We start from the raw sequence: 22868 nt of genomic DNA on the forward strand, positions 1-22868 counted from the left end.
AACAACAGAGCCCACACCGGTGTCCCGTGATTTCACCCTTATGAGCGGTGGGCGCGGGCAATCTTGTCAGTCGCTTTCATCAATGCCACCTGTGCCGGCTGTCGCAGCAGATGATAAATCCATTTACCTGCCGAACGCTTCCCCTCACCAGGGTTCACCAAATCGAGATACGCATGGTAAAAGTTTGCCGGCCACACAGCAAGTAGCAGAAGCTTGGCGGCCCGTGCAGCAGTTGCTGCGCTCCGGCGCGGCAACAGAGCCACCCCGATGAGAATCTCCGCAATCCCCGAACCATAGTTATACAACCGAGCAGATCCCGGCAGCTGCGGGGGCACAATCGACTCGACAGTAGTCGGCTTGGCGAAATGCAACACACCCATGCCAGCCAGTGCACAGCCAAAAACAGTCCGCCCCAGCCAGCGACCCCGGCTGCTGCAGCACTTAGATTTCACACAACATTGCTTCATAACTGCCCACTATGCCACATCGCTGAAGGCGATAGCCGCCGACCCCAAGCTATGCAATATCCCCCTTACGGGAACACAAGCCTGCCTACCGGGCCTGTTACGAATGGGTGTTGAGTTGTCGTTTCGTCAGTGTTGTGCCCTCCCGCATCATCCACACTGCCGGCACACCTGCCAGCAAGGCGATCACCCCAGCATAGTAGGCAGGGGTCAACGCATCCCCAGTAACTTCCGTTAACTGCGCAACAATCGCTGGAGTAAGGCCACCAAATAGCACCGTGGCAACGTTATAACCAACTGCCATACCCGAATAGCGGCCGTGTGCGTCAAACTGTTCCGGCACAGCTGCCGCCGCAACTGCCGACCAGGCTGCTGCCGGCAAGGCAAGCACAGCCACCGCAGCAGTGACCACCCCGATGCTGGGGGATCCGAGCAGTGCGTAGCCAGGGAGCACAATAAGCACCAGCACAGCCAACGTTGCACCAAACGTGCGCCGCCGCCCCCACACGTCAGAAAGCCACCCAATCAGCGGGGTGACCAGGATAGCTGCAAAAGCTGCAATGGTACCCATCCCTAACGCCAACTGACTATCACCCTGGCGAACCGTCTCAACATAGGTTGGCAGGTAGGTGATCGTAAGAAAATAACTAGCCGAACCCACCGTAGAGATAAAGAAACAAATCCACACGTTGCGCCGCTGGACGGTGAGCGCATGCTTTAGTGGTGTAGCTTCCTGCGGATCCGGTTTCTCTACCGGTGTTTCCACCATGTAGCGGCGCAACGGAATCATTCCCGCAGCTAACACCGCCCCGAGTGCAAACGGCAACCGCCAACCCCACTCGTGCAACCCGTCAGTACCCAACACTGCCGCAGTTAATGCCGCCGACCCGACCGCCAGCAGAGCCCCAACCTCCGAATTCGCGGCCGCCCACGAAGCGGCAAAGCCACGCCGATGCTGGCTCGCCGACTCCATGAGATACACCATAATTCCGGTATATTCCGCACCGACAGAGAATCCGGCCAGCGCCCGTAGACACAACACCCCAATACCGCCCCACACGCCAATCGACTCATAGCCTGGCATGAGCGCAATACCGGCCATTGCAATCGCCATCAGCCCCGCTGAGGCGATCAACGCAGTAGTGCGCCCCTTCGTGTCCCCGATATGGCCGAACACCACTGCGCCAAGAGGACGGAACAGAAACCCAACCGCTCCGGTTGCCAAGGTGACCAACAATGCGTAGCGACCATGGGGGAAAAACGTGTGGCTCAGCGAAGTTGCCAGGTAGAAAAAGAGCGAAAAATCAAACCATTCGATGACGGTGCCACTTGCGGCAATCAACATCGACCGTCGGCGGGCTTGTTGATCAGTTGCCATATACGACACTCTCCTCACAGCTGGTTGTCGTCGGTGCAGTCTGGCATGCAGTGGGCAGTTCGCTGAAGGATCCTTACCGGGGCCTTCGGGGAAAAGTGAAGGATCGACGGGAATCAACAATCTGGTTCGCCGGCTATAACCCCACCGCACACAGCAGGCACATTGCTGCCCACCCTACGTCAGCAAGCCAATGGTCGCACTTTTCAAACTAGTGCACGTTGGCCAATTACTATCCCCACACCCCATCGTGGCCGCCGACGTTATCGCCGCCGCGTCGCACTAAGGTAGCAGCCCAACAAACCCCAATATGCTGCGCGTTTTCCCATCTGCTCCGATGCGGCAAGCAGCCGGGAAGCAGTCTGCGGCAGGCCAGATATCCAACACAGTCAAGCAAACGAAGAAAATTCAGCACAAGTGCTGTTGATAGCTAGCAACGCGCGGCATCGTGTCGAAAAAACTCCATGCTGCTTAACACCGGTCATCCTTGTGGGAAGCAAACCTCTAAAACCTGCGCCACCCCATCATCGCTATTTCGGCCGGTCACCAAATCGGCTGCCGCCTGCGCCTGCTCGCACGCATTGCCCATCGCCACGCCAACACCGGCATACGTCAACATCGCCACATCATTCGGCATGTCCCCAAAAGCGATCGTGGCAGCTGGATCAAGCCCCAACGCCGAGACGACATCCTCTAGACCCTGGCGCTTATTCACCCCGGCCGCACTAATCTCTATTAGGCCGCTGTGGATCGAATAGGTCAGTTCGCACAGGTCGTCGCCGATCACGGTCGACAATGCCTCAAACATGTCCTGCGAAGACAACGCCGGCTGCCGGATTAACAGCTTCACCGCCGGGGCGCCCGCGATTACCGACTCGCTGACTACCGCATACTGCTGTGCCGGAACTTTCGGCAACACCACCGTGTCATTGCTGTCTTCCGCCTGGGATACACCTCGGGTAGACCTGTGCATGCCGCCATCTGGCTGATAGTCAGGGCCGGCAGCAATCATCGCAACCGCAGCGTCATCATGAATCGGGGCAGTAATCGGGGGAGACTTCACCGGATCGTCACTCCACACCGGTCGATAACCAGCAGTGACCAGAAACCCCCCATCAAGCCAATGATCCCCCGGATCCCCACCAAGTTCTACCGCGAAACTTAACCCTGCCGTGGGAAGTACCTGTTTCGCCTGATCAATAATAGTGGCAAGCACCTGCGGGGCAAGCCGATGCGACGCAACAATCGTCTCTTTGGCAGTATCAACGACCAGCGCCCCATTCGCACAAATCACATGCGGATGAAAATCAAGCTGCTCCAACACAGGTCGCATCCACCGGGTGGGTCGACCTGTCGCTAACACCACAGTCGCCCCAGCCTTACGGGCTGCCTGCAATGCCGCCCGGGTACGATCAGTGATCCGTTCCTGATCGTTGAGCAAAGTGCCATCCAAATCGCTAGCAACAAGCTGGGGTGTCGGCATTGCAGACAAATCCATCAGGGGTTTCTCCAGGGTTGGGGGTTAACTACACCGGCGCATTTGCGGCAGCTGGCAGCGCAACCAGCAACAGTGAACACGCAAACAGCGTGGCCACCGTTATCGCCGCAATAAGCGGCGCACATTGCGTTTCACTTTCGCCCACAATGTGCGCCCCTTCGGGGTGAGTTTCTCCATTGCGGAAGTCGCTTTCCGCTCAATGGTGCGGTTAAGCTTCTGTTCCTTCTTCTGCCGCCGCATCGCCAATTCTTTCTGATGCCGCACCCGTGCCTGTTCTGGGGTCGGGGCGGAACCACCATAGCGCTGCGGCAACCAATATGGCCGGTCATCAAATGGGCCATAAAGCTCGATATAGCGGCTGATTACCCGGTCGAGCATCTCCTCGAGGGTTTCATGCAGCAGCGCCGTGTCAGCTTCCGAGTCGCCAGACAGTTCCAGCGGTGGCCCAACTTCGATCATGATCGGAATACTGTGGCGACCGAAATGTTTCGGCTGTTCCTTCGTCCAAATCCGATGGGAACCAAACACAATCACCGGCAGAAGCGGCACCCCGGCCTGATCCGCAATCCGGGCTGCGCCAGTCTTTAACTCTTCCCGAATGAGGAAAGATCGCGAGATCGTCGACTCGGGGAAAATCCCCACCAGCTGCCCCTCTTTGAGGCGATCAACAGCCTCTTCTAACGAGCCGCGTCCTTGCGAACGATCCACACTAATGTGTTTCATAGCCCGCATCACAGGTCCGGTGATCTTATGCTGAAACACTTCCTTTTTCGCCATAAACCGAACAAGTCGTTTACCACGCAAATAGGCTGGAATACCCGCGAACACAAAATCAAAATAGCCAGTGTGGTTGATTGCCAGTAGCGCCCCGCCACTCGCTGGAATATGTTCCGCGCCGTCGACGGTGATCTGCAAATCTTGGGCGCGCATCACCGCCCGAACTGCGCGGGTCACCCCACTGTAGAACGTTTCGACCGCCTCGGAATGGTGAAGATCAACCTGCTGTAGGTCGGCAGGAACCCGGAACATTCCCTGCTGGTGATAGTCCGGGGTGTTCCGTCGAAGCATAACGAGGCTCTCCAATCGAAGCAGATGCGTGCCGAACCCTGCAGCCCTGGTAACAACGAGAGGATTGCGCAGATTCGATCATGGTGGTCAGCGGCGGTGCAGCGAAACGTATCGCAACAGCACACTAGTCTTCTCACTGGTAAGACAGCTGCTGTTGCAAGCGGTGACAGCAAACACTCACCGTCCAAGCCTACCTGGCGGCGGGATTGAACCACCATCGGACTGGCGGAAAACAGCGACCAGGTCACGATGGTGTGTGGTGATACCGCAGCGTGCAAGCGAAAAAACCGACAACAACCCGCACAACCTTATGCAACACATCCGACACTGCTGCTGCAAGCAGGCAGCAAAAACAAACGCCCCAAGCGGCTTTCCAGGAAGGAACAGTCATCTTGTGGGCGCTTGACTAATCACACGGCGCAGCAGAGCCGCGGAATGTTACTTGACCGGCTGCAGCACATCAGTGCCAACATATGGCTGTAACGCGGTAGGAACCCGCACACTGCCATCGGCCTGCTGATGGTTTTCCAAAATCGCAACTAGCCAACGGGTCGTCGCCAACGTGCCGTTGAGGGTGGCACACGGCTGGGTACGACCATCGTTGTCACGGTAGCGCACCTTCAATCGGCGAGCCTGGAAAGTGGTGCAGTTCGAAGTAGAGGTAAGCTCCCGATAGGTTTCCTGGGTGGGCACCCAAGCCTCTGTATCAAACTTGCGGGCAGCAGACGATCCTAGATCGCCGCCGGCGACATCAATCACCCGATAGGGCACTTCCACTGCGGCGAGCATATCTTTCTCCATTGCGAGGAGTTTTTCGTGCTCTGCAGCTGCCTCCTCCGGCTTGCACCAGGTGAACATCTCGACCTTGTCGAATTGGTGAACCCGCAAAATGCCGCGAGTGTCCTTGCCGTAGGAACCTGCTTCGCGGCGGAAACACGAAGACCAGCCGGCGTAGCGCAACGGTCCTTGAGCCAGGTCGATGATTTCCCCAGAATGGTAGCCGGCTAAGGCCACCTCGGAGGTGCCGACAAGATACAGATCGTCTTCTTCCAGGTGATAAATCTCGTCGGCATGCGAATCCAGGAACCCGGTGCCGCGCATCGTCTCCGGGCGCACCAACACTGGCGGCACCATCAAGGTAAACCCATGCTCAACAGCTTTCTTTGCCGCTAAATTCAGCATCGCCAGCTGCAGCAGTGCACCATTGCCGGTGAGATAATAAAAGCGCGCGCCCGAAACCTTCGTACCCCGTTCGGTGTCGATAAGCCCTAACGATTCGCCAAGTTCTAAATGGTCTTTCGGGGTGAAATCGAAGGTGGGGATCTCTCCGATCGTTTCCATCACAATGAAGTCTTCTTCCCCACCAGCAGGGGCACCTTCAACAATGTTGCCGATCGACATTTGCAGCTGAGCAACTAACGCCTCAGCTTCTTTCTGTTCGGCCTCTGCGGCCTTCACATCAGCTTTCAGCTGATTGGAGCCTGCGAGCAGTTTTGGCCGATCCTCAGGACTTGCTTGACCGATCTTTTTCCCGAATGTTTTCTGCTCATTGCGCAACGCATCAGCCCGCACAATCGCGGCGCGGCGCTGTTCGTCGGCGGCCAGTAACTTATCTACCAGCGCCGGATCTTCCCCGCGGGTGAGCTGCGACTGGCGGACAAGATCAGGATTTTCGCGTAACAGTTTCAGATCGATCATGGCGTCTACCTTACCCTGCACAGCCGCCGGTGAGATCACAGTTGCAGCCACACGATGGGGCAGCCTGGCATTTGGCCGATCAGTGGGGCAAAATGGGTGCCATTATGGGACGCAAACAAGTGTGGCGCTCAAGTGCCGTCGTCAACAGTGTGCTCGTCGTCGCGTTAGGGGCGGCGGCAGCAGTCGGCGCCTACGACTATGTGCGTGCCCAAGACACTGCACCTGCCACGGTCGCCGAAGGCACCCCGGGTAGTACCAGCACCACTGGATCAATCACCCCCACCCCGGTTGCCACCGCCCCCTCTTTCACCACTGCCCAGCCGGGTGACTGTGTGACCTGGGATGTGGACGACGCTGGAGTGATGAGCAACTTCCGCACTATTGACTGTGCTGTGGAACACCGATTTGAGGTGTCTGCCCGCACAGACCTGTCGGCGTTCCCCTCCAGCGAGTTCGGGCCAAAGTCGCAGCCGCCAAGTGTCACCCGGCAGGCGCAGCTCCGCGAACAGCTGTGCAAAAATCCCACCCTGGAATATGTGGGCGGCACGTTCGACCCGAATGGGCGCTATTCAATCTCCCTGATTCTGCCGCAGCCCACCTTTTGGGAGGCAGGCGACCGTACGATGCTGTGCGGGCTGCAAGCCCCCGACGATGATGGTTTCCCGCAAATAACCCGTGGTCGGGTGGTTGACCAAGATCAGTCCCGGGCAGCAGCAGTCGGCCAATGTATCTTCGTCGACCAGGCTAATGCGACCAAGATTGTCGACTGCGCGAATGATCACACGCTCGAAATCACGAAAGTCGTCGATCTGCGGGAACACTTCCCCGATCGAACCCCTTCCATTGAAGAGCAGGATGCGCTGCTGCGACCACTGTGCCAGCAGGCAGCGATCGACTATTTAGGTGGCGACGATCCGCTGTACTATTCCACCCTCGAATTCTTTTGGACAGTCGTACAACCCCGCTCTTGGGAAGGTGGGTCCCGCACCGCGAACTGTGCACTGGTGAAAAATGTTGACGGCGGGTTCGCCACCCTGCAGGGCAGCGCCACCGGCCCGTTCACCATCAACGGCAACCCGCCACCACCCCAGCCGGAACGTCGACCATTGCGCAACAATCCACCGGCCGGCGACACTCCACCAGCCCCACAGTAAGGTTTGCCGCAGCGTCCCGCCAAGGGAATCTGTCGCGACGACACAACGAAACCTGCAGGTCAATCCGGTGTGCCACACGAGTAGGGAATCGAGACCCATCCTTGCGGCGTTGGAAAGACAACAGCGAACCAGCGCAGCACAAGAGGTGAAATGGCGTGATTGAAGTATCCGACGAACGATTTGAAGAACTCGTCGACCTAGGTCTTGACCGGATACCTAGGCAATTTATTCAACGACTCGACAATGTTGCCATCCTTGTCGAAGACTGGAACCCAGAGTCGCCGTATGTCCTTGGCCTGTATCGGGGGGTGGCACTCCCGGAACGCACCAGCAACTTCTCCGGGCTGCCATCAACGATCACCCTGTATAAAGAAGCGTTGAAACGGCACTGCCGGACTGAAGAAGAACTCATCGAAGAAGTCGCCACCACTGTCGGCCACGAAATCGGACACCACTTCGGCTTCGACGATGAACAACTCCACAACTTGGGCTGGTAGAAAACCAGAAGTCCCACTACGCCACAGTTTTGCAGAAGGCAACCCGGTCAGAGTCAACCATTTTCAACCTTGCCCCTGCTGGTGGCAGCCATGTGCAAACCGTTGACTACACTGCAGGGTGCATCTGCCAGGTCTGTGTATCCATGCTGTTGACGTGGGGTGTGCGGTGGATTGGCGCGCCGGGATACGTAATGCTACCTCTGCCGCAGCCTGTGCCAAGTAAGGTTCAATGTAACAGCATTCTTGAAAGGAACTCCGAGATGTGTCGACCGGTGCAATGTCAGCAATGTGGGAACACCACCTGGGCGGGCTGCGGTAAGCACGCCGATCAGGTTATGGCGCAGGTGCCGCCGGCACAGCGGTGTACCTGTCCTGCCACCACCCCGCAGCCCAACACCACAGGGCTCATCGAGAAACTATTCGGAAAAACATCGAAGTAGCACCAGGTTCTTCATTTGCAGGTGAGGAACCTGGTGCCGTAGATGGTGTCGAGAACAATGACTACCAGCTTGAGGAAGAGCCGCCCCCGGAGAACCCGGAGGAAGAATATCCAGAGGTGAAACCGGAAGAGGAATTGGAACTCGTCGACCGGTGGTTGGCTTCGTAGGCGGAAGTATTCCAATCCTGTAACACAATGTATGGCACATAGTTACCGACCCGCCACGACTTGTCGCCCAGCTGCGGTTCGCTATAGCGGTGCGGATGCTTTGAACGATCCTTCGTCAAGTCGGTCAACTCGTTTTCAGCCCATTGCAGGAGATACTTGTAGCGGTCGACTAGTTCGATATATCGGTCAATGAATGATGGGTCATCGACAGCCTCCCGCAGGGAGGTGATTTCTTGCAGCAAGTCGGCGAGACGTCCTTTAAGTTCTTGACCGGATGATTCGCCAAGCGCTTTCGTAGCATCGTCGTAAAGATCGTTGACACGACGCAGCCGGGCACTGTTGTCGCCATTTTCAACGGCGAATAAATCATCAATCTGCTTCTTCGCGCGCCGCATCCGTTGCACAGTCGCTTCGCCGGCAGTGATGTCTGTTTTCACTTTGGCGAATGCTTTTGGATCATTGTTCGCGGGATCTAAGGTTGCTCCCGAACCGACAAATGCGTCGAGAGCCAGAAAATCGTCGCGCAGGTTTTCCCATTCGTGACGCAGACGATCATCCGCTAGCGCCGACTGCAGCGAATGTGCACGCACATCGAGCGAAGGTAGATCCATTGCTACTTCTGTAAATTCGCGCTGTAATTTGCCGAAGCGTTTCGCGAGTTTCGCATTGTTTTCGCGTCGTTTCCGCATCGAATACACCCCGGCGCCACCAACGCATAGCCCAATAAAGCCCAGGGATAAGAATCCAAGTATTCTGCCGGATCCATTGGTGGTGTTTTCCTCGCGCCGATTCGTGTCGGCGGCGGCCGTCAAGCCTTGGGTGAAGGCGAGTGCAAAGTTCGGATCACCGTTCGAGCGCAGTACGTCGCGTATTGCCCCGTGGATCGCTGCTTCCCGTCCAGGGCCGTAATAGTCCAGAGCGGTAAGCACATCATCCCCGCCGTACACACCGATCCGGCGGGGATCGAGGCCGATCGCGAAAATCAGCGATCCGGGCGCATATTTTTGCCGGTCTTGCGAGATCAACGTGTCGTTGGTGTGTTCCACATAGTCGCGGATCGTGTCGTTGAAGTTGTCGGCGTTGTCTGGGAACACGAGAAACGCCACCGTGTTGACCATTGCCGGTAAATCAGCGGTGGCAACAGTTTGTTGCAACAGGTCTTGATCAGCTGCGGAAAGATGCCCTGCCGGATCATAGATGGTGGTGGTGCGCACTGCTGTGGCGGGTGCCGCCTGTGCCACGATAAGCGGGGTCGCAGGCAGCGTGGATGCCGCGGCAGGAATACGGCTGTGTTGCACCACTGTGGTGGCGGCCCTGGTGTCTGCGGATGCGTTGGTGATCCCAATGCTGCTGCACAGCAGTAGAGCGCTGATCCCTGCGGCGGCGGCGAGTCGTCGCCCAACGGTAGCAGCAGTCAACGGGTGAGACACATGATGCGTGGCCTGGTTCATGTCGCCCCAGTGTAGTGAATGATCGCCGTCCAATGGCGGAATAATGCTGTTTTGGCGGCTACGGTGTTGGAGCCGCTGCCAGGAGGGGATACGCCATAGCGTGGATCGTGTTCTGCCCCGGGCAGAGCCTTGCTTGGGCAATGGCGGGGGAAGTCATCGGCACGGTTGAGTGTATTGGCGGTAGTGGGCTTCGCCGTCGATGGCATTACGATGGAGGGAAAGCTATGGCCACTGCCGGAGGTGGGGCTGTGACAGCCTGCTTGAAAAACCGGTGCGAAGTTTTGGTATGACGCTGGTTTGCGTCCGTACTGGACTGCGGCAGCTCAGGCTTAAGCTATACTTCATTGTTTTCCCCGATACGCTAGCGAAGAGGTCAAGGTGCCCACTACTGCCAGCTCAAACACAACTCACGCCGTGGAACGACTCCAACGGGTTATCATGCCCCGCCGTGGGGAACCGCATGATGTGCGCAGCCTGTATCTGTTGGAGGATCCATCACCCACAGGGCGGGTGAAATTCGACAGCCGCACTAGTGTGGCTGTGCCAGCCGGTTGCGAGTTGAGTTTTGAAACCTACTTCAATGCGTTTCCTGCCTCCTATTGGCGACGGTGGACACAGCTGCACGAGGTGGTGTTGAAGGTTGTTGTCGATGGTGAGCTGCGGGTTGATGTGTATCGGTCGAAAATTGACGGATCCCGCATTGCGGTTGACGGGGCAGTGGTCAGCGACGGGGCGATCGAATTTGTGGTGCCGTTGAAACCTTTCGAGGATGGCGGCTGGATTTGGTTTGATGTCACTGCTGACGCTGATGCAACCATTACGGAAGCTGGCTGGTATGCGACGGCAGCACCTGGTCCGCAGGTGATGCCGAATGGGTCAACGGTCGGACCGTTTGCCCCCCGGGTGACGGTGGGAATTCCCACGTTTAACCGTCCCGATGATGCGGTGAAAGCGTTGCAGGCGTTAAGTACCGATGAGGAAGTGTTCGCGGTAATTGACGCGGTGATTATGCCGGATCAGGGCACTAATCGGGTTGCTGATCATCCTGACTACGCGGCGGCTATTGCCCCATTTGGGGATCGGTTCTTCCCCTTTACGCAGGGGAATCTTGGTGGCTCGGGTGGCTATTCCCGCATCATGTATGAGGCGCTTGGTGGAGCCGATGGCACCGGCGCTGCCGGGCAGGCGGCCTCCCCATACATTCTGTATATGGATGACGATATTGCGATCGAACCTGATTCGGTGCTGCGCGCATTGCAGGTTGCCCGGTATGCTTCCACGCCGATGCTGGTCGGGGGACAGATGCTGAATCTGCAGGAACGCAGCCATCTGCATTCGATGGGGGAGGTGATCGATCGGGGAATGTTTATGTGGACTTCTGCCCCACATGTGCGCTACGACCACGATTTCGCGAAGTTCCCGCTGCGTTTCCAAGGAAACAAGGATGATAAGCCAACGGATCGGAATTCGAAGGATCTGCATCGGCGGATTGATGTTGACTATAACGGCTGGTGGATGTGCCTGATTCCGCGGATTGTGGCCGAGCAGATCGGCCAGCCGCTGCCGCTGTTTATCAAGTGGGATGATGCCGAATATGGTTTGCGGGCGGGTGCTGCCGGGTTCCCAACTGCCACCTGGCCGGGGATCGCGATTTGGCATATGGCCTGGTCGGATAAGGATGATGCGATTGACTGGCAGGCCTATTTCCATTTGCGGAATCGGTTGGTGGTTGCGGCGCTGTATCAGGATGGTGATGTCAAGGGGCTGGTGTCTTCTATTGAGAAGGCAACGCTGAAGCATTTGCTGTGTTTGGAATATTCGACGGTTGCTATCCAGTCGGAGGCAATCCGTGATTTTCTGCAAGGCCCGGATAATTTGTTCCGTGTGTTGGAGTCGTCGCTGCCGAAGGTGCAGGCGATGCGAAAGGAATATTCCGATGCGGTGGTGGTGCCTTCGGCGACTGTTTTCCCCGCACCGTCGGGTGCCCCAGGGGTGCCGACGAAAGATGTTGGTGGCCGGCTAGGGGTGCCGAAGAAGATATATCGGCTTGCCCGCGGGCTGGTGCATAGTTTCCGTCCGCATGATCCGGTGCATCATGAAGTTCCGCAGGCGCATTTCGCCCCGATTGAGGCGCGCTGGTTTAGTTTGTCGCGGGTTGATGGGGCGACGGTGACGACCGCTGACGGTACCGGGGTGGTGTATCGGAAACGTGACTTGGGTAAGGCTCGGGAGTTGTGGCGGGAGCAGGCGCAGCTTGTTGAAGAGTTGAAGGCTGCCTTCCCACAGTTGCAGGAGCAGTATCGGGCAGCGCATGATCAGTTAGTTTCACGTTCGGCTTGGAAGCAGGTTTTTGACGGTGAGTAGTTCTTCTTCGTTTGATTCGGCAGCAGGATCTGGCAGGCCACCGGCTTCGTCGATGCGTCGAACTGATCCGCATATGCATCGCCATGATCGGCAGGCTTTGCATGCGGAAACTTCCGGCTATACCCAGTTTGCGGGCTGTCCGGATGATGCGGGTAAACCAGCCCCGGCGGCGCCGGTTGCCGGTGATCCGTTGGGCGAAACCCGGCTGCTTGTTGCGTTACAGCAGGCGGTTATGGATCGGCCTGGTGTGTTGCCGGTTGCCCGTGGCATGTCCCATTTTGGGGAGCATGCTGTGGGCTGGTTGGCGTTGTGCGCATTGGGGGCGGTGGCTGATTCGAAGCGGCGGCAGTGCTGGTTAGGTTCGGCGGGGCTGGTGTTGGCTAGTCATGCTTCTTCGGTGGTGTTGAAGCGGATTGTGCGCCGTCGCCGTCCGCATGATCCGCAGGTGCGGGTTGGTGTTGCTACTCCGTCGAAATTGTCGTTTCCTTCTTCCCATGCCACATCGTCGACGACTGCGCTGCTGTGTTTGGCGGCGTTGACGGGGCAACAGTCGTTGCTTGTCGGGATTCCGTTGATGATGGCTTCGCGGATGGTTGTGGGTGTGCACTATCCCAGTGATGTCACAGCTGGCGCGCTGATTGGTGGGATGTGGGCGCTGGGGGTGAAGCGGTTCACCTGTCCGGCGGGCTAACGGTGCATGCCACGGCATGGTTGGGATGTGGGTTGGTTGCCTGCCGGATGCTGCTTTAGCATGTGTCAGGTTTTGTGAGGTCCACACCTTGTTACCGGTATGTTGATGCTGTCGCCTAAGGTGGTTTTGAGTGTTGCCGTATTGCGGCGCCACCAGATGGCCTGACAACAGGACGCTGAAAACTGCACCGGATGTGCCGTGGCTGGTTGCCTTGTTCCTTTTGCTTTTATAGCGGTGGAATGGTGGGTGACTGGTGAAGCTGGTGCACGGGTGAAGAAGATGTGAAGGATGCAGCCAATGACTAGCAGTGATGTGAATCTGCTCGGCAGCGAACCCCATACGCAGGGGATTGAACCGGCGACGAACAAGCGTCCGCCGAAGAATCTGCCTGATGCGATGATAAAAGCGCTGCGCCCCAAGCAGTGGGTGAAAAATGTGCTTGTTGTTGCGGCGCCGGCTGCGGCTGGCGGCGCGATTTTGGCGAACCCGTCCACGCTGCTTGATATTGCGCTGGCTTTTCTCGTGTTTTGTTTGGCTGCATCATCGATTTATTTGGTGAACGATGCCAAGGATGTGGAGGCTGACCGGGCGCATCCGACGAAACGGTTCCGGCCTATTGCTGCGGGTGTGTTGCCGGTCGGGCTTGCCTACGTGATGGCTGTGGTGCTCATTGTGGCCAGTTTAGCGCTGTCGCTGCTTGCTTCCGCCGGGGTGAATCTGGCGATTGTGGTGGCGGTCTATATTGTGTTGCAGCTTGGCTATTGTTTTGGGTGGAAGCATCAGCCGGTGATCGATATTGCTTTGGTGTCGTCGGGGTTCATGTTGCGCGCTATGGCTGGGGGTGTTGCCACCGATATTCACCTGTCCCAGTGGTTTTTGCTGGTGGCGGTGTTTGGGTCGCTGTTTATGGCGTCGGGTAAGCGCTATGCGGAGATTCTGTTGTCGCAATCGTCGGGGGCGAAGATTCGGAAGTCTTTGGAGGGCTATACGCCCACCTATCTGCGGTTCGTGTGGACGCTGTCGGCTACTGCGGTGGTGATTTCTTATGCGCTGTGGGGTTTTGATGTGTCGCAGGACCCGGCTGTGGTGGCCTCCGGGGCGGGGGTGTGGTATCAGATTTCGATGGTGCCGTTTACTGTGGCGATTTTGCGATATGCCGCGGATGTGGATCGTGGCGATGGTGGTGCCCCGGATGAGTTGGCGCTTTCGGATCGGACGTTGCAGCTGCTAGCAGTGTTGTGGATTGTGTGCATTGTGATTGCTGTGTATTTGTGGCCGCTGCTTGGTGTGTAATGCCTGCTGCCCGCATTGGGGGAGGTGGTGATTGCGGGGCGGCGGTTAGCGGTTCATAATAGAACAATCCCAATTCACATCTGTCACATCAGTCACAGTGGTTTCTGGTGTGCTGGGGCGATGCCTGCCCTTCCCGGAGCAGGCGAGTACCGCCGATGGGCTGTGAGAGCCACTGGTCTATGGCGTGTGCGCCTGCGGTGTCCCCGCAGGGGAACTGGCAGGTGTTGCGATGTGGGTTGGCCTGGATAATGTAACGTTTCTATCACGGCGCTCCGACGTTGGTGGTAGTACACTGTCGCCGGATACGGCGTTGTGGTGTGTCACCTGTGGTGCTAAGCGACTACGCTGAAGAAGTCGTGCCTTCCACGACCGATACTTTGACCATCCGGCATTGTCATTGTCCGGTGAATGAAAACCTCGCATCATGCACAGAAAGTAACAGGCGTTTATGAGTATGTTTGCCCGTGCCCGCACCGTCGGTAAACGATTTGCCCTTGCTGCCCTCAGCGTTGTGACTGCCGGCTCTTTGAGTCTGGCAGGTGTCACCGATGCGCAGGCACAAGGCAACCGGGAATGGCTTCGACCAGACGCCACCGGAACTTGTGAATGGTCGCAGGTGCAGCATTGGGTACAGCGCTGTGACGTGTTCTCCCCGGCAATGGGGCGCACCATTCCGGTGCTGGTGCAGCCTTCGAAGGCGGGCGGCAACGCCGGGTTGTATTTGCTCGACGGGATGCGCGCAGAGGACAACCAGTCCGGGTGGGCGCTCTACACCGATGCGGCAGCCCTGTACGAGGATTCCAATATTAACGTCATCATGCCGATTGGTGGGGCAGGATCCTTCTACACCGACTGGGAGGCGCCGGCAACCTATTTGTCGAGCGAATCCGCCGAGAATGCGTTGAGTTCATCGCTGTCTGGTTCGGTTGGCTCGTCGGCGCCTCATGCGCCGATCGTCTACAAATGGGAAACCTTTTTAACCGCGGAACTGCCCGGCTATTTGCAGCAGCACTTCGGGGTGGATCCGCAGCGCAACACAATTGCGGGGATCTCCATGGGTGGTACTGCGGCCATGAATCTGGCTGCCCGCCACCCTGGCCAGTTCAAGCAGGCGATGAGCTTTTCCGGGTATTTGACGATGACCGCCCCAGGGATGCAGTCCCTGCTGCGTGGTGCACTGTTGGCCTCCGGCGGATACAACGTCAACTCAATGTATGGCACAGTGCTCTCCCCGCGTCGTTTCGAGAATGACCCGTATTGGAATATGGAGGGGTTGCGCAACACTGACGTGTATGTTTCTGCGGCCTCCGGCTTCCCGGCACCATATGATCAGGGGCTGCCGGCTTTCAACAAGGTGGTGGGGTTCTCCCTCGAGCAGGTGGCTCGTTCTTCGACAGCCGCCTGGGAGATTAAGGCTCGCGCGATCGGGCTGAATCCGACGGTGGACTATATGCCGGCTGGCGTGCATAACTGGGGTATTTGGCAAGATCAGCTCCACAAGACGAAAGCCCGCGTTTTGAACTTCCACAACGCCTGGTAGGAAGTTGCACTGTCGCAGCTGCATTATTCTTTGTTAGCGCCACGCTCACTGTTACTTGGTGGGCGTGGCGTTTTGCGATGATCGGTGGGGTTGGTGGCCACGGCATATTCGGCTGTGTCGGGAAACAGGGATGGGGGCTGTTTCCACCCGGGGGAGGGTGGGGGAGAGAAGTTTTTACAATTTTCTTGCCATGTGTGGGTGTGTCTACTTTCCAATCACAAACCTTGAACCTACACTTGAGACAACGTGATAAATGTTATCCACTGTGATTGTTGTGACTGTGGTGTTTTTCCTGTTGGCGGGTATAACATTGCCTTCTGCCGCGCAGGAAAGATGATTCCGCAGGCTGCAGCAAAGCGGAAAGGACACCAACAACCAGCAGCAGCGCACAGCAGGCAACACCTACTGTGACTGATGCTGGAGCACTCACTGACCCATATCGTTGACCACCATAGGACAAAGAAGAGCAGCAACCGCTGCTCGTGGCCGCCGCGGCACCACTACAAGGCTGCACGTTGCAGGAGGGGAACCTGCAACGGTTTCGCCCCGCGGCAAGCTGGCGCTTTGGCCTGCGCAACGACAGTCATGCAGGTGCATGTTGGCGAAAAGCAAACCACAGTGCATAGCCATGCCACCGCGGCGCCGGCTTTTCAACTATGGCCGACGTCACCCGCGGGGATCAATCTTTATCAGACGCATGCCATCGGCACCCCGTGTGCGATAGAAACGAAAAAGGACCCAAACAGCTACCATGACCAACGCTTCTGCTTCAGCTTCCCGCCGTGCCTGGTTCCGTTCCCCGGCGTTCGTGCTGCCCGCGGCTCTCGCCGTGGTTGTGGCGCTGCCGATGTCTGTAACCCACTTCGCGGAAGCCGATCCGGCTGCCGACACCGCCACCCAAGTGCCGGGTAACCCGGCGGAGTCGCCAGCCGCCCCCGACCAGTCCCCCAATCCGGCCGCGGAAAATCTGCCGCCAGGGCCACCCCAGCCGGGTGGGCCTGCCACTACGCAAAAGCAGAACACGAACAATGATCTGTCCTCCGGGCTGTCTTCCGCGTTCGGCTCATCGTCGCCATTCAACTATCTTGAAGAGGGCGATGTCCCAGTTCGCACCCCAATCAAAACGGACTATCCTAAGATCGACGGGCTGCCCGACGGGGTGTCGGTGGTGCGTCAAGAATGGCTCTCCAGCCACCGGGTGGCACTCTTCCTGCAGTCCAAGGTGATGCCGGCGGAACCAATCCAGGTACAGCTGCTGCTTGCCCGCGACTGGTATTCGCACCCGAACCAAACCTTCCCCACCCTGTGGATGCTCGACGGGCTGCGCGCCACGGACGAAGACTCCGGCTGGACACTGCACACCAACATTGCCCAGTTCATGGCCGATAAGAACGTCACCGTTGTGCTACCGGTCGGCGGCACTGCTTCCTTCTACACTGACTGGGATAAGCCGGACAACGGTAAGCACTACATGTGGGAATCTTTCCTCACCAATGAACTGCCGGCAGTGCTCGCCAAGGGCTATCGGGCTAATGATGATCGAGCTATCGTCGGACTGTCCATGGGTGGGACTGCCGCGGTGAACCTTGCGGAACACCGCCCCGATCTGTTCAACTTTGTCGGCTCTTTCTCCGGATATTTGGACACCACCTCTGCCGGGATGGCGACCGCCATCGACCGGGCAGTCAACGAAGAAGGCTTCCACGCGGAAAACATGTGGGGGCCGGCCGGTTCCCAACGGTGGATTGACAACGATCCAAAACTTGGCATCGAAGCACTCCGCGGCAAAACGGTGTATGTTTCCGCAGGCTCCGGCCGGGACGACTTCGGCACCCCCGGCTCGGTTGCTGATGCGCAAGCCAACGAAGCCGGCAAAATGCTGGAAGTACTCTCCCGGATGACGAGCGAAACCTTCGCCCGTCGCGCCGACGCCATCCCTGATGTGCATCTGGTCACCCAATTCCGACCATCCGGTGTGCACGCCTGGCCATATTGGCAGTTTGAGATCACCCAAGCCTGGCCATATATCGCCGACTCGCTTGGCTTGGCGAAAGCCGACCGGGCAAGTGACTGTGAACCACAAGGTGCTATCGGTGAACTCACCGCCAGCGGCCTGTGGGGTGCCTGCATCAACAACGAATACGACGTCCCCGGTGGGAAAGCGCAAGACTTCCGCGGCGGGCAGGCATTCTGGTCGGCTGAAACCGGTGCCCATGTGCTCATCGGTCGGATCGGTGCCCGCTACAACGAACTTGGCGGACCTGCCAGCTGGCTGGGTTTCCCCACCACCGGGGAACTCGCCACCCCTGATGGTGTCGGCCGCTATGTGCACTTCACCGGCGGCTCCATCTACTGGACACCCACCACCGGTGCGTGGGAAGTACCAAAAGACATGTTCGACGCGTGGGGCACCAAGGGCTACGAGACCGGTGTGCTTGGCTATCCGGTCGCCGAACCGAAACTGCTGGAAGGCGCCTGGATTCAACAATTCCAAGGCGGCTATGTGATTCGGCGCGCCGACGACAAAGTGTTCGTCTCCCAAGGGTTGATTGCCCGCAAATACGGGGAGATGAAAGCCACCGCTTCGAAACTTGGTGCACCAACCTCCAATGAGATCGCTATCGGCGGCGGTGCTGTGCAACACTTCGAACACGGCCACATCTACTGGTCACCAGTCACCGGGGCACATGCCGTGTTTGACGGGGCAATCTTCGACCATTGGGGCACCACCGGCTTCGAGAAAGGCGACTTTGGTTGGCCAACCTCCGACCTGGAGCCAATCCCGGCCGGCGGCCTCAAACAAACCTTTGAACACGGGGTAATCTCGCAGGTCAACGGCAAGATTGTGGAACAGCGGCGACGCTAACCATCCCACCTTGTAGTCTCCCGCCCCTGATCGGCCATCACGCTGCCCAGTCACTACCCGTGAGGAAAATGACTGGGCTGCAGGTGATATCCGGCCAGGGGCGCTGGCACATAGCACCACCACCCACCGCACCAGGAATGTTCGCCATCTTTACTGATAGTCGCCGTGAACTGCCACGTTCGGCCGCAGTTCACAGCAACTTCCTGGTGTGGTATTACCCTGACACAACCATCTGCTCAGCTGCACCCCGTAGGCTGGCATCATTACCGCATTTGTGCCGCTGTGGGCAGTCCACTGCCACACACCACCAATGATGGAAGGGAACCTCGACAACCCATGAACCACCGTAATCTCCGCCGCGCCTCGGCTAGTATCGCCGGGCTTGTTGCCCTCACCCTGTTGGCCGCCGGCTGTTCCGACAGTGCGACCAGTGTCGACGACAAGGCCAGCTCCACGGTGGCACCCCTGCCCCGGGAAACAGTCAGCAGCAGCACCACCACCAGTGCACAGGGGCAACCGACCACCACAACCAGCACCAGCGACAAAGACATTCCTGCGGCCGCCCGGGTCACCACCCCGCGGCAGCGCGCCGAGGAAGACCAAGGTGCGAAAGAAGTCGGCACCGTCCCCACCCCAGGCCCTGCACGCACCAGCGCCGATGAAACCTATCTTGCCGCAATCGCTGACGCCGGGGTGAGCATCGACGGGATCGAAGACCAGCTCATCGGTGCTGCTGTCGAATACTGTCGGGCGCAAGCCGCCCGCGAACCAGACATTGCACTCCCTGCAGTCGCCGGTCAGCTTGTCACCCAAGAACGCACTACCCTCAATCCTGACCAGGCCGCCCAAGCAATCGCCTCCGCCGCTACTGCCGCCTACTGCCGAACCCCATGAAAAAACTCATCCCCGCACTCTTAGCGCTGCTCATCATTATCGTGATCGGTGTCGGTGTCATCCACTGGCTAGACAGCAACCGACAACCCGCCCCACCGCCGCCACCGGGGGAAACCAGTGCCGCCGAACAGCCCGGCCAACCCGACTGGTGTCCCACTGTGGAAATACTTGCCGTGCCCGGCACCTGGGAATCATCCCCCGAGGATGATCCATTCAACCCCGCATTCAACCCGAACGCGCTCCTGCTGCCGGTTACCCGCGAACTGCAGGCACAACATCCTGGCACAGCGGTGAAAGTATTCACCGTGCCGTACACGGCACAGTTTAAAAACATCGACTCCCTCGCCGAGATGTCCTACGACGACTCGCGCACCGAAGGCAGCAACCGGCTCACCGCAGAAATATTGGCCACCCACCGGGACTGTCCACTCACCGACTATGTGCTCATCGGATTCTCCCAAGGCGCAATCATCGCCGGTGACATGGCCAACACGATTGGCACCCAAGGCATCCCCATTCCGGCGGAACGCATCCGCGGGGTGGCACTGATTGCCGACGGCCGTCGCGAAGCCGCGATCGGCAACCACGTTGGCACCCCCGTCGGCGGTGTCGGCGCAGAGATCTCCTTAGAACCCTTAGGGGACGTAACCAAACTCGTCATGCCCGGGGCAACCATGCGCGGACCGCGCCCCGGCGGATTCGGTGTGCTCGACAACAAAGTTGTGGAAATCTGTGCCCCGGATGATCACATCTGTTCCGCACCGATTGACGCACAAGACGCAATCTTTAGGGCGAAACAGCTCATCGACAACTCTGGGGTACACGCCCAATACGGCACCAATATGGCCGTATTTGGCACCGTCACCACCACCCAATGGCTCATCGACTGGGCAAACCAGCTCATCGGCCAACCCCCGGCCGCACCCCCACCGCCGGCGGTAACCAGCGCACCGGTGACCAGTGTGCCCCCAATCGGCTAACCAGCCCGGGTGCCGCACCGCATCCGGACACGCTAAGCGCTAGAAAAAACACAACACAATAACTGCCAAGTTTCCCGGCCAGCCCTGCCCCATCTACCGGTGCAGCGCTGGCCGAAACTATTGCGTTCCCCTTCACCCACCATGGGAAACGACCCCCCACAGCAGGTCACCACCAGCCACGCAACGCACCCTGCCGCCACCTGGAAAACAGCCGGCAAAACGCCCCTACCAGTCAATACGGTGGTGTATGCACACAGTGGCCAGTTATCCTGGTCAGCACACAATTGTTGATACCCACTCACCCCGCGCGCACAGCAGTCATCCCGGACGCTAGGTGCACGAAAACACAAGGAACGAACACAACCCTATGAAACTTGCAGCGATCGTCTCCCACTTCACCGACGAACACGGCCGAATCGCCGTCCCTGACCATTTCAGTGTCGCCGGCATGTCCGAGATGCTATTCACCATGGCGCAGGCAGCAGGAAAGAGCGACGATATCGTCCTGCGGGGCTGGCGCTATGACAACAACCCGGCCGGGGAACACACCACCTACACCCGCGCAGAACTCAACACCCGCATCAAAGTGGTGGCCGCCCGCCTGCAGCAAACCACCCATATTGGTGCCCGCGTTGCGCTGCTGATGGGCAATTCCCCCGAATATATTGTCGGCTTCCTCGGGGCAATGTATGCCGGCATGACCCCGGTGCCGCTCTATGATCCCAACGAGCCTGGACACGCCGACCACCTGCAGGCAGTACTCGCCGACTGTGCACCACAAATCGTGCTCACCAACAGCCACAGTGCCGGTGCTGTACGGGCAGTATTTGCTGACCGTCCCGCCTCCCAGCGGCCCCGCATTCTCTCCGTCGACGCACTCCCCGACTCGCTCGCCGCCAACTGGGTCAGCCCCGAACACACCGAAGAAGGAAAACAGGCACTTGCCGGTCTTGCCGCCACCGGGCAGGCACTCGCCGATAGTGTCGCCTTCCTGCAATACACCTCCGGCTCCACCCGCAGCCCCGCAGGGGTACAAATCACCCACCGGTCACTCATCGTCAACGCGCTACAAATCTATGGGGCAGTACACCTGCAAGAACCACAGCGCATCGTTATGTGGCTGCCGCTCCACCACGACATGGGCATTGTGCTGGCTATGATCTTCGCCGTCATGGGGGAGCCCATCGATCTGCTCAGCCCCCGCGACTTCCTGCAACGACCCGCCCGCTACCTGTCGCTGCTCAGCAAAACCCGCGACGATGAACACATCTATACGGCAATGCCGAATTTCGCCCTCGAGATCTGTGCCCGCTACGGGCAACCCAGCGGGGAAACCACCCTCGACTTATCCCGGGTGCAAGGCATTTTCGTCGGCTCCGAACCCGTCACCCCGCTCGCCGTGGAACGGTTCACCACCACCTTTGCCCCCTGCGGACTGAACCCGGAAGCAGTGATGCCCGGCTACGGTCTTGCCGAAGCCACCCTGCTGGTTTCTGTGGTGCAAAAACCTGGCGGCACCCGGGTCTTCCACGCCGATCGGGCAGCGCTTGCGGCCGGCACTGTAGCAATCAAAACCACCGCCGACGACACCACCACACCACTGGTGTCCTGCGGCAACCAAGTCCAACCGATGGCACTGACCATTGTTGACCCCGACACCCGGGAAGAACTTCCCGAAGGCCGCATCGGGGAGATTTGGGTACATGGCCAAAACATGGCCAAAGGCTATCTTGATCGGGAGGAAGAAACCCGGGAAACCTTCCGGAACCGGCTCGCCAGCAAACTCGCCACCGGCTCCCGGGTCGCAGACACCCCCGACGACGACTATTGGATGGCCACCGGCGATTTGGGGGTGATTATTGACGACGAAATCATCATCACCGGACGGCGGAAAGACCTCATTGTTATCGCCGGCCGCAATCATTATCCGCAAGACATTGAATACACCGCCACCCAGGCAACACAGCATATTGCTGCCGGAATCGTCGCGGCATTCGCTGTCACCGGCGACAACACCGAACAGCTGGTGTTGATCGCCGAACGCGACCCGGAAGCCGACAAAGCTGGCGATGAGCAGGCCATCACCGACATTCGGGCAGCCGTAACCGCCCGCCACGGCATAGCCCCCAACACTATCCGCATCGTCGAACCGGGTGCCATCAAACGCTCCTCCAGCGGCAAAATTGCGCGCCGGGTCAACCGGCAAGCCTATCTCGATGGCCGCATCTAGCCCTCCACCAGCAGTCACACCTTGAGACCAGGTGGGCGCACACCGTGGACACAGCTCAGTGCGTCAGTGGGCAAGCAGCATGAGTGGGGCAACCTGGCATGCTGCTTGACCGCCGGCCGCTGACCACCCAACCAGCAGTAGGGTGGGAAGCACAGCCACAACCCAATGTGCAAAATAGTATCCCTCTGCCGCAGTGTG

Annotated in this window: 16 protein-coding genes; 10 read left to right on the forward strand and 6 right to left on the reverse strand. The window is 58.6% G+C overall.

Annotated features, from left to right (window positions below; genetic code table 11):
* Positions 1 to 38: 38 nt before the first annotated feature.
* From CCHOA_RS00495 to serS, 5 genes are all read right to left on the reverse strand, one after another.
* On the reverse strand, positions 39 to 380 hold the full coding sequence (locus CCHOA_RS00495; protein ID WP_123925704.1) for a DoxX family protein: 342 nt from the start codon (positions 378 to 380) through the stop codon (positions 39 to 41).
* 184 nt (positions 381 to 564) lie between these two features.
* A complete protein-coding gene (locus tag CCHOA_RS00500; RefSeq protein WP_123925706.1) occupies positions 565 to 1842 on the reverse strand; it encodes an MFS transporter in 1278 nt (425 codons plus the stop codon).
* Positions 1843 to 2320: 478 nt separating this feature from the next.
* Positions 2321 to 3337 carry a Cof-type HAD-IIB family hydrolase gene (locus CCHOA_RS00505; protein ID WP_123925708.1) on the reverse strand — a complete coding sequence of 339 codons (1017 nt, stop codon included), beginning with the start codon at positions 3335 to 3337 and terminating at the stop codon, positions 2321 to 2323.
* A 99-nt stretch (positions 3338 to 3436) separates the two neighbouring features.
* On the reverse strand, positions 3437 to 4405 hold the full coding sequence (locus CCHOA_RS00510; RefSeq protein WP_245992150.1) for a lysophospholipid acyltransferase family protein: 969 nt from the start codon (positions 4403 to 4405) through the stop codon (positions 3437 to 3439).
* 438 nt (positions 4406 to 4843) lie between these two features.
* Positions 4844 to 6103: a serine--tRNA ligase gene (serS, locus tag CCHOA_RS00515; protein WP_123925710.1), complete on the reverse strand. Its 1260-nt coding sequence runs from the start codon at positions 6101 to 6103 to the stop codon at positions 4844 to 4846.
* A gap of 104 nt (positions 6104 to 6207) precedes the next feature.
* On the opposite strand from serS, the gene CCHOA_RS00520 reads away from it, so the two are divergent.
* The gene (locus tag CCHOA_RS00520; RefSeq protein ID WP_123930532.1) at positions 6208 to 7257 is read left to right on the forward strand and encodes a septum formation family protein; all 1050 of its coding nucleotides are present in this window, start codon (positions 6208 to 6210) and stop codon (positions 7255 to 7257) included.
* A 155-nt stretch (positions 7258 to 7412) separates the two neighbouring features.
* The gene (locus tag CCHOA_RS00525) at positions 7413 to 7754 is read left to right on the forward strand and encodes a metallopeptidase family protein (RefSeq protein WP_123925711.1); all 342 of its coding nucleotides are present in this window, start codon (positions 7413 to 7415) and stop codon (positions 7752 to 7754) included.
* 501 nt (positions 7755 to 8255) lie between these two features.
* Here the strand turns inward: CCHOA_RS00525 and CCHOA_RS00535 are convergent.
* Positions 8256 to 9812 (reverse strand): DUF5129 domain-containing protein, encoded by a 1557-nt coding sequence (locus tag CCHOA_RS00535; RefSeq protein WP_123925715.1) that lies wholly within the window; start codon positions 9810 to 9812, stop codon positions 8256 to 8258.
* 414 nt (positions 9813 to 10226) lie between these two features.
* Here CCHOA_RS00535 and CCHOA_RS00540 point away from each other — a divergent pair, with 414 nt between their 5' ends.
* The 8 genes from CCHOA_RS00540 to CCHOA_RS00575 all read left to right on the forward strand — a co-directional run bounded on the left by CCHOA_RS00540 (position 10227) and on the right by CCHOA_RS00575 (position 22670).
* Positions 10227 to 12176, forward strand: a complete 1950-nt coding sequence (locus CCHOA_RS00540) for a glycosyltransferase (protein ID WP_281273275.1) — start codon at positions 10227 to 10229, stop codon at positions 12174 to 12176.
* 232 nt (positions 12177 to 12408) lie between these two features.
* Positions 12409 to 12867, forward strand: coding sequence for a phosphatase PAP2 family protein (locus CCHOA_RS00545; RefSeq protein WP_245992205.1), 459 nt, complete (start codon positions 12409 to 12411; stop codon positions 12865 to 12867).
* Positions 12868 to 13164: 297 nt separating this feature from the next.
* Entirely contained in the window at positions 13165 to 14160 is a 996-nt protein-coding gene (locus CCHOA_RS00550; protein WP_123925717.1) for a decaprenyl-phosphate phosphoribosyltransferase, read from the forward strand.
* 448 nt (positions 14161 to 14608) lie between these two features.
* The gene (locus tag CCHOA_RS00555) at positions 14609 to 15700 is read left to right on the forward strand and encodes an alpha/beta hydrolase (protein ID WP_123925719.1); all 1092 of its coding nucleotides are present in this window, start codon (positions 14609 to 14611) and stop codon (positions 15698 to 15700) included.
* 751 nt (positions 15701 to 16451) lie between these two features.
* On the forward strand, positions 16452 to 18566 hold the full coding sequence (locus tag CCHOA_RS00560; RefSeq protein WP_245992151.1) for an alpha/beta hydrolase-fold protein: 2115 nt from the start codon (positions 16452 to 16454) through the stop codon (positions 18564 to 18566).
* A gap of 336 nt (positions 18567 to 18902) precedes the next feature.
* Positions 18903 to 19460 carry a DUF732 domain-containing protein gene (locus CCHOA_RS00565; protein ID WP_123925721.1) on the forward strand — a complete coding sequence of 186 codons (558 nt, stop codon included), beginning with the start codon at positions 18903 to 18905 and terminating at the stop codon, positions 19458 to 19460.
* Entirely contained in the window at positions 19457 to 20440 is a 984-nt protein-coding gene (locus CCHOA_RS00570) for a cutinase family protein (protein ID WP_123925723.1), read from the forward strand. The genes CCHOA_RS00565 and CCHOA_RS00570 overlap by 4 nt, the downstream gene beginning before the upstream one ends.
* A 367-nt stretch (positions 20441 to 20807) precedes the next feature.
* Complete coding sequence (locus tag CCHOA_RS00575; protein WP_123925725.1) at positions 20808 to 22670, forward strand: FadD32-like long-chain-fatty-acid--AMP ligase; 1863 nt, start codon at positions 20808 to 20810, stop codon at positions 22668 to 22670.
* The last annotated feature ends 198 nt before the right edge of the window (positions 22671 to 22868 follow it).

The sequence above is a fragment of the Corynebacterium choanae genome (assembly GCF_003813965.1).
Lineage (GTDB): Bacteria > Actinomycetota > Actinomycetes > Mycobacteriales > Mycobacteriaceae > Corynebacterium > Corynebacterium choanae.

What these genes read in the sequence shown, in the direction of transcription:
- CCHOA_RS00565 (WP_123925721.1), top strand. Translation starts at nt 18,903, where the DNA reads ATGAACCACCGTAATCTCCGCCGCGCCTCGGCTAGTATCGCCGGGCTT.
- CCHOA_RS00505 (WP_123925708.1), bottom strand. Translation starts at nt 3,337, where the DNA reads ATGGATTTGTCTGCAATGCCGACACCCCAGCTTGTTGCTAGCGATTTG.
- CCHOA_RS00560 (WP_245992151.1), top strand. Translation starts at nt 16,452, where the DNA reads ATGACCAACGCTTCTGCTTCAGCTTCCCGCCGTGCCTGGTTCCGTTCC.
- CCHOA_RS00500 (WP_123925706.1), bottom strand. Translation starts at nt 1,842, where the DNA reads ATGGCAACTGATCAACAAGCCCGCCGACGGTCGATGTTGATTGCCGCA.
- CCHOA_RS00545 (WP_245992205.1), top strand. Translation starts at nt 12,409, where the DNA reads ATGGATCGGCCTGGTGTGTTGCCGGTTGCCCGTGGCATGTCCCATTTT.
- CCHOA_RS00555 (WP_123925719.1), top strand. Translation starts at nt 14,609, where the DNA reads ATGAGTATGTTTGCCCGTGCCCGCACCGTCGGTAAACGATTTGCCCTT.
- CCHOA_RS00510 (WP_245992150.1), bottom strand. Translation starts at nt 4,405, where the DNA reads ATGCTTCGACGGAACACCCCGGACTATCACCAGCAGGGAATGTTCCGG.
- CCHOA_RS00550 (WP_123925717.1), top strand. Translation starts at nt 13,165, where the DNA reads ATGACTAGCAGTGATGTGAATCTGCTCGGCAGCGAACCCCATACGCAG.
- CCHOA_RS00495 (WP_123925704.1), bottom strand. Translation starts at nt 380, where the DNA reads ATGGGTGTGTTGCATTTCGCCAAGCCGACTACTGTCGAGTCGATTGTG.
- CCHOA_RS00520 (WP_123930532.1), top strand. Translation starts at nt 6,208, where the DNA reads ATGGGACGCAAACAAGTGTGGCGCTCAAGTGCCGTCGTCAACAGTGTG.
- CCHOA_RS00570 (WP_123925723.1), top strand. Translation starts at nt 19,457, where the DNA reads ATGAAAAAACTCATCCCCGCACTCTTAGCGCTGCTCATCATTATCGTG.
- serS (WP_123925710.1), bottom strand. Translation starts at nt 6,103, where the DNA reads ATGATCGATCTGAAACTGTTACGCGAAAATCCTGATCTTGTCCGCCAG.
- CCHOA_RS00535 (WP_123925715.1), bottom strand. Translation starts at nt 9,812, where the DNA reads ATGAACCAGGCCACGCATCATGTGTCTCACCCGTTGACTGCTGCTACC.
- CCHOA_RS00575 (WP_123925725.1), top strand. Translation starts at nt 20,808, where the DNA reads ATGAAACTTGCAGCGATCGTCTCCCACTTCACCGACGAACACGGCCGA.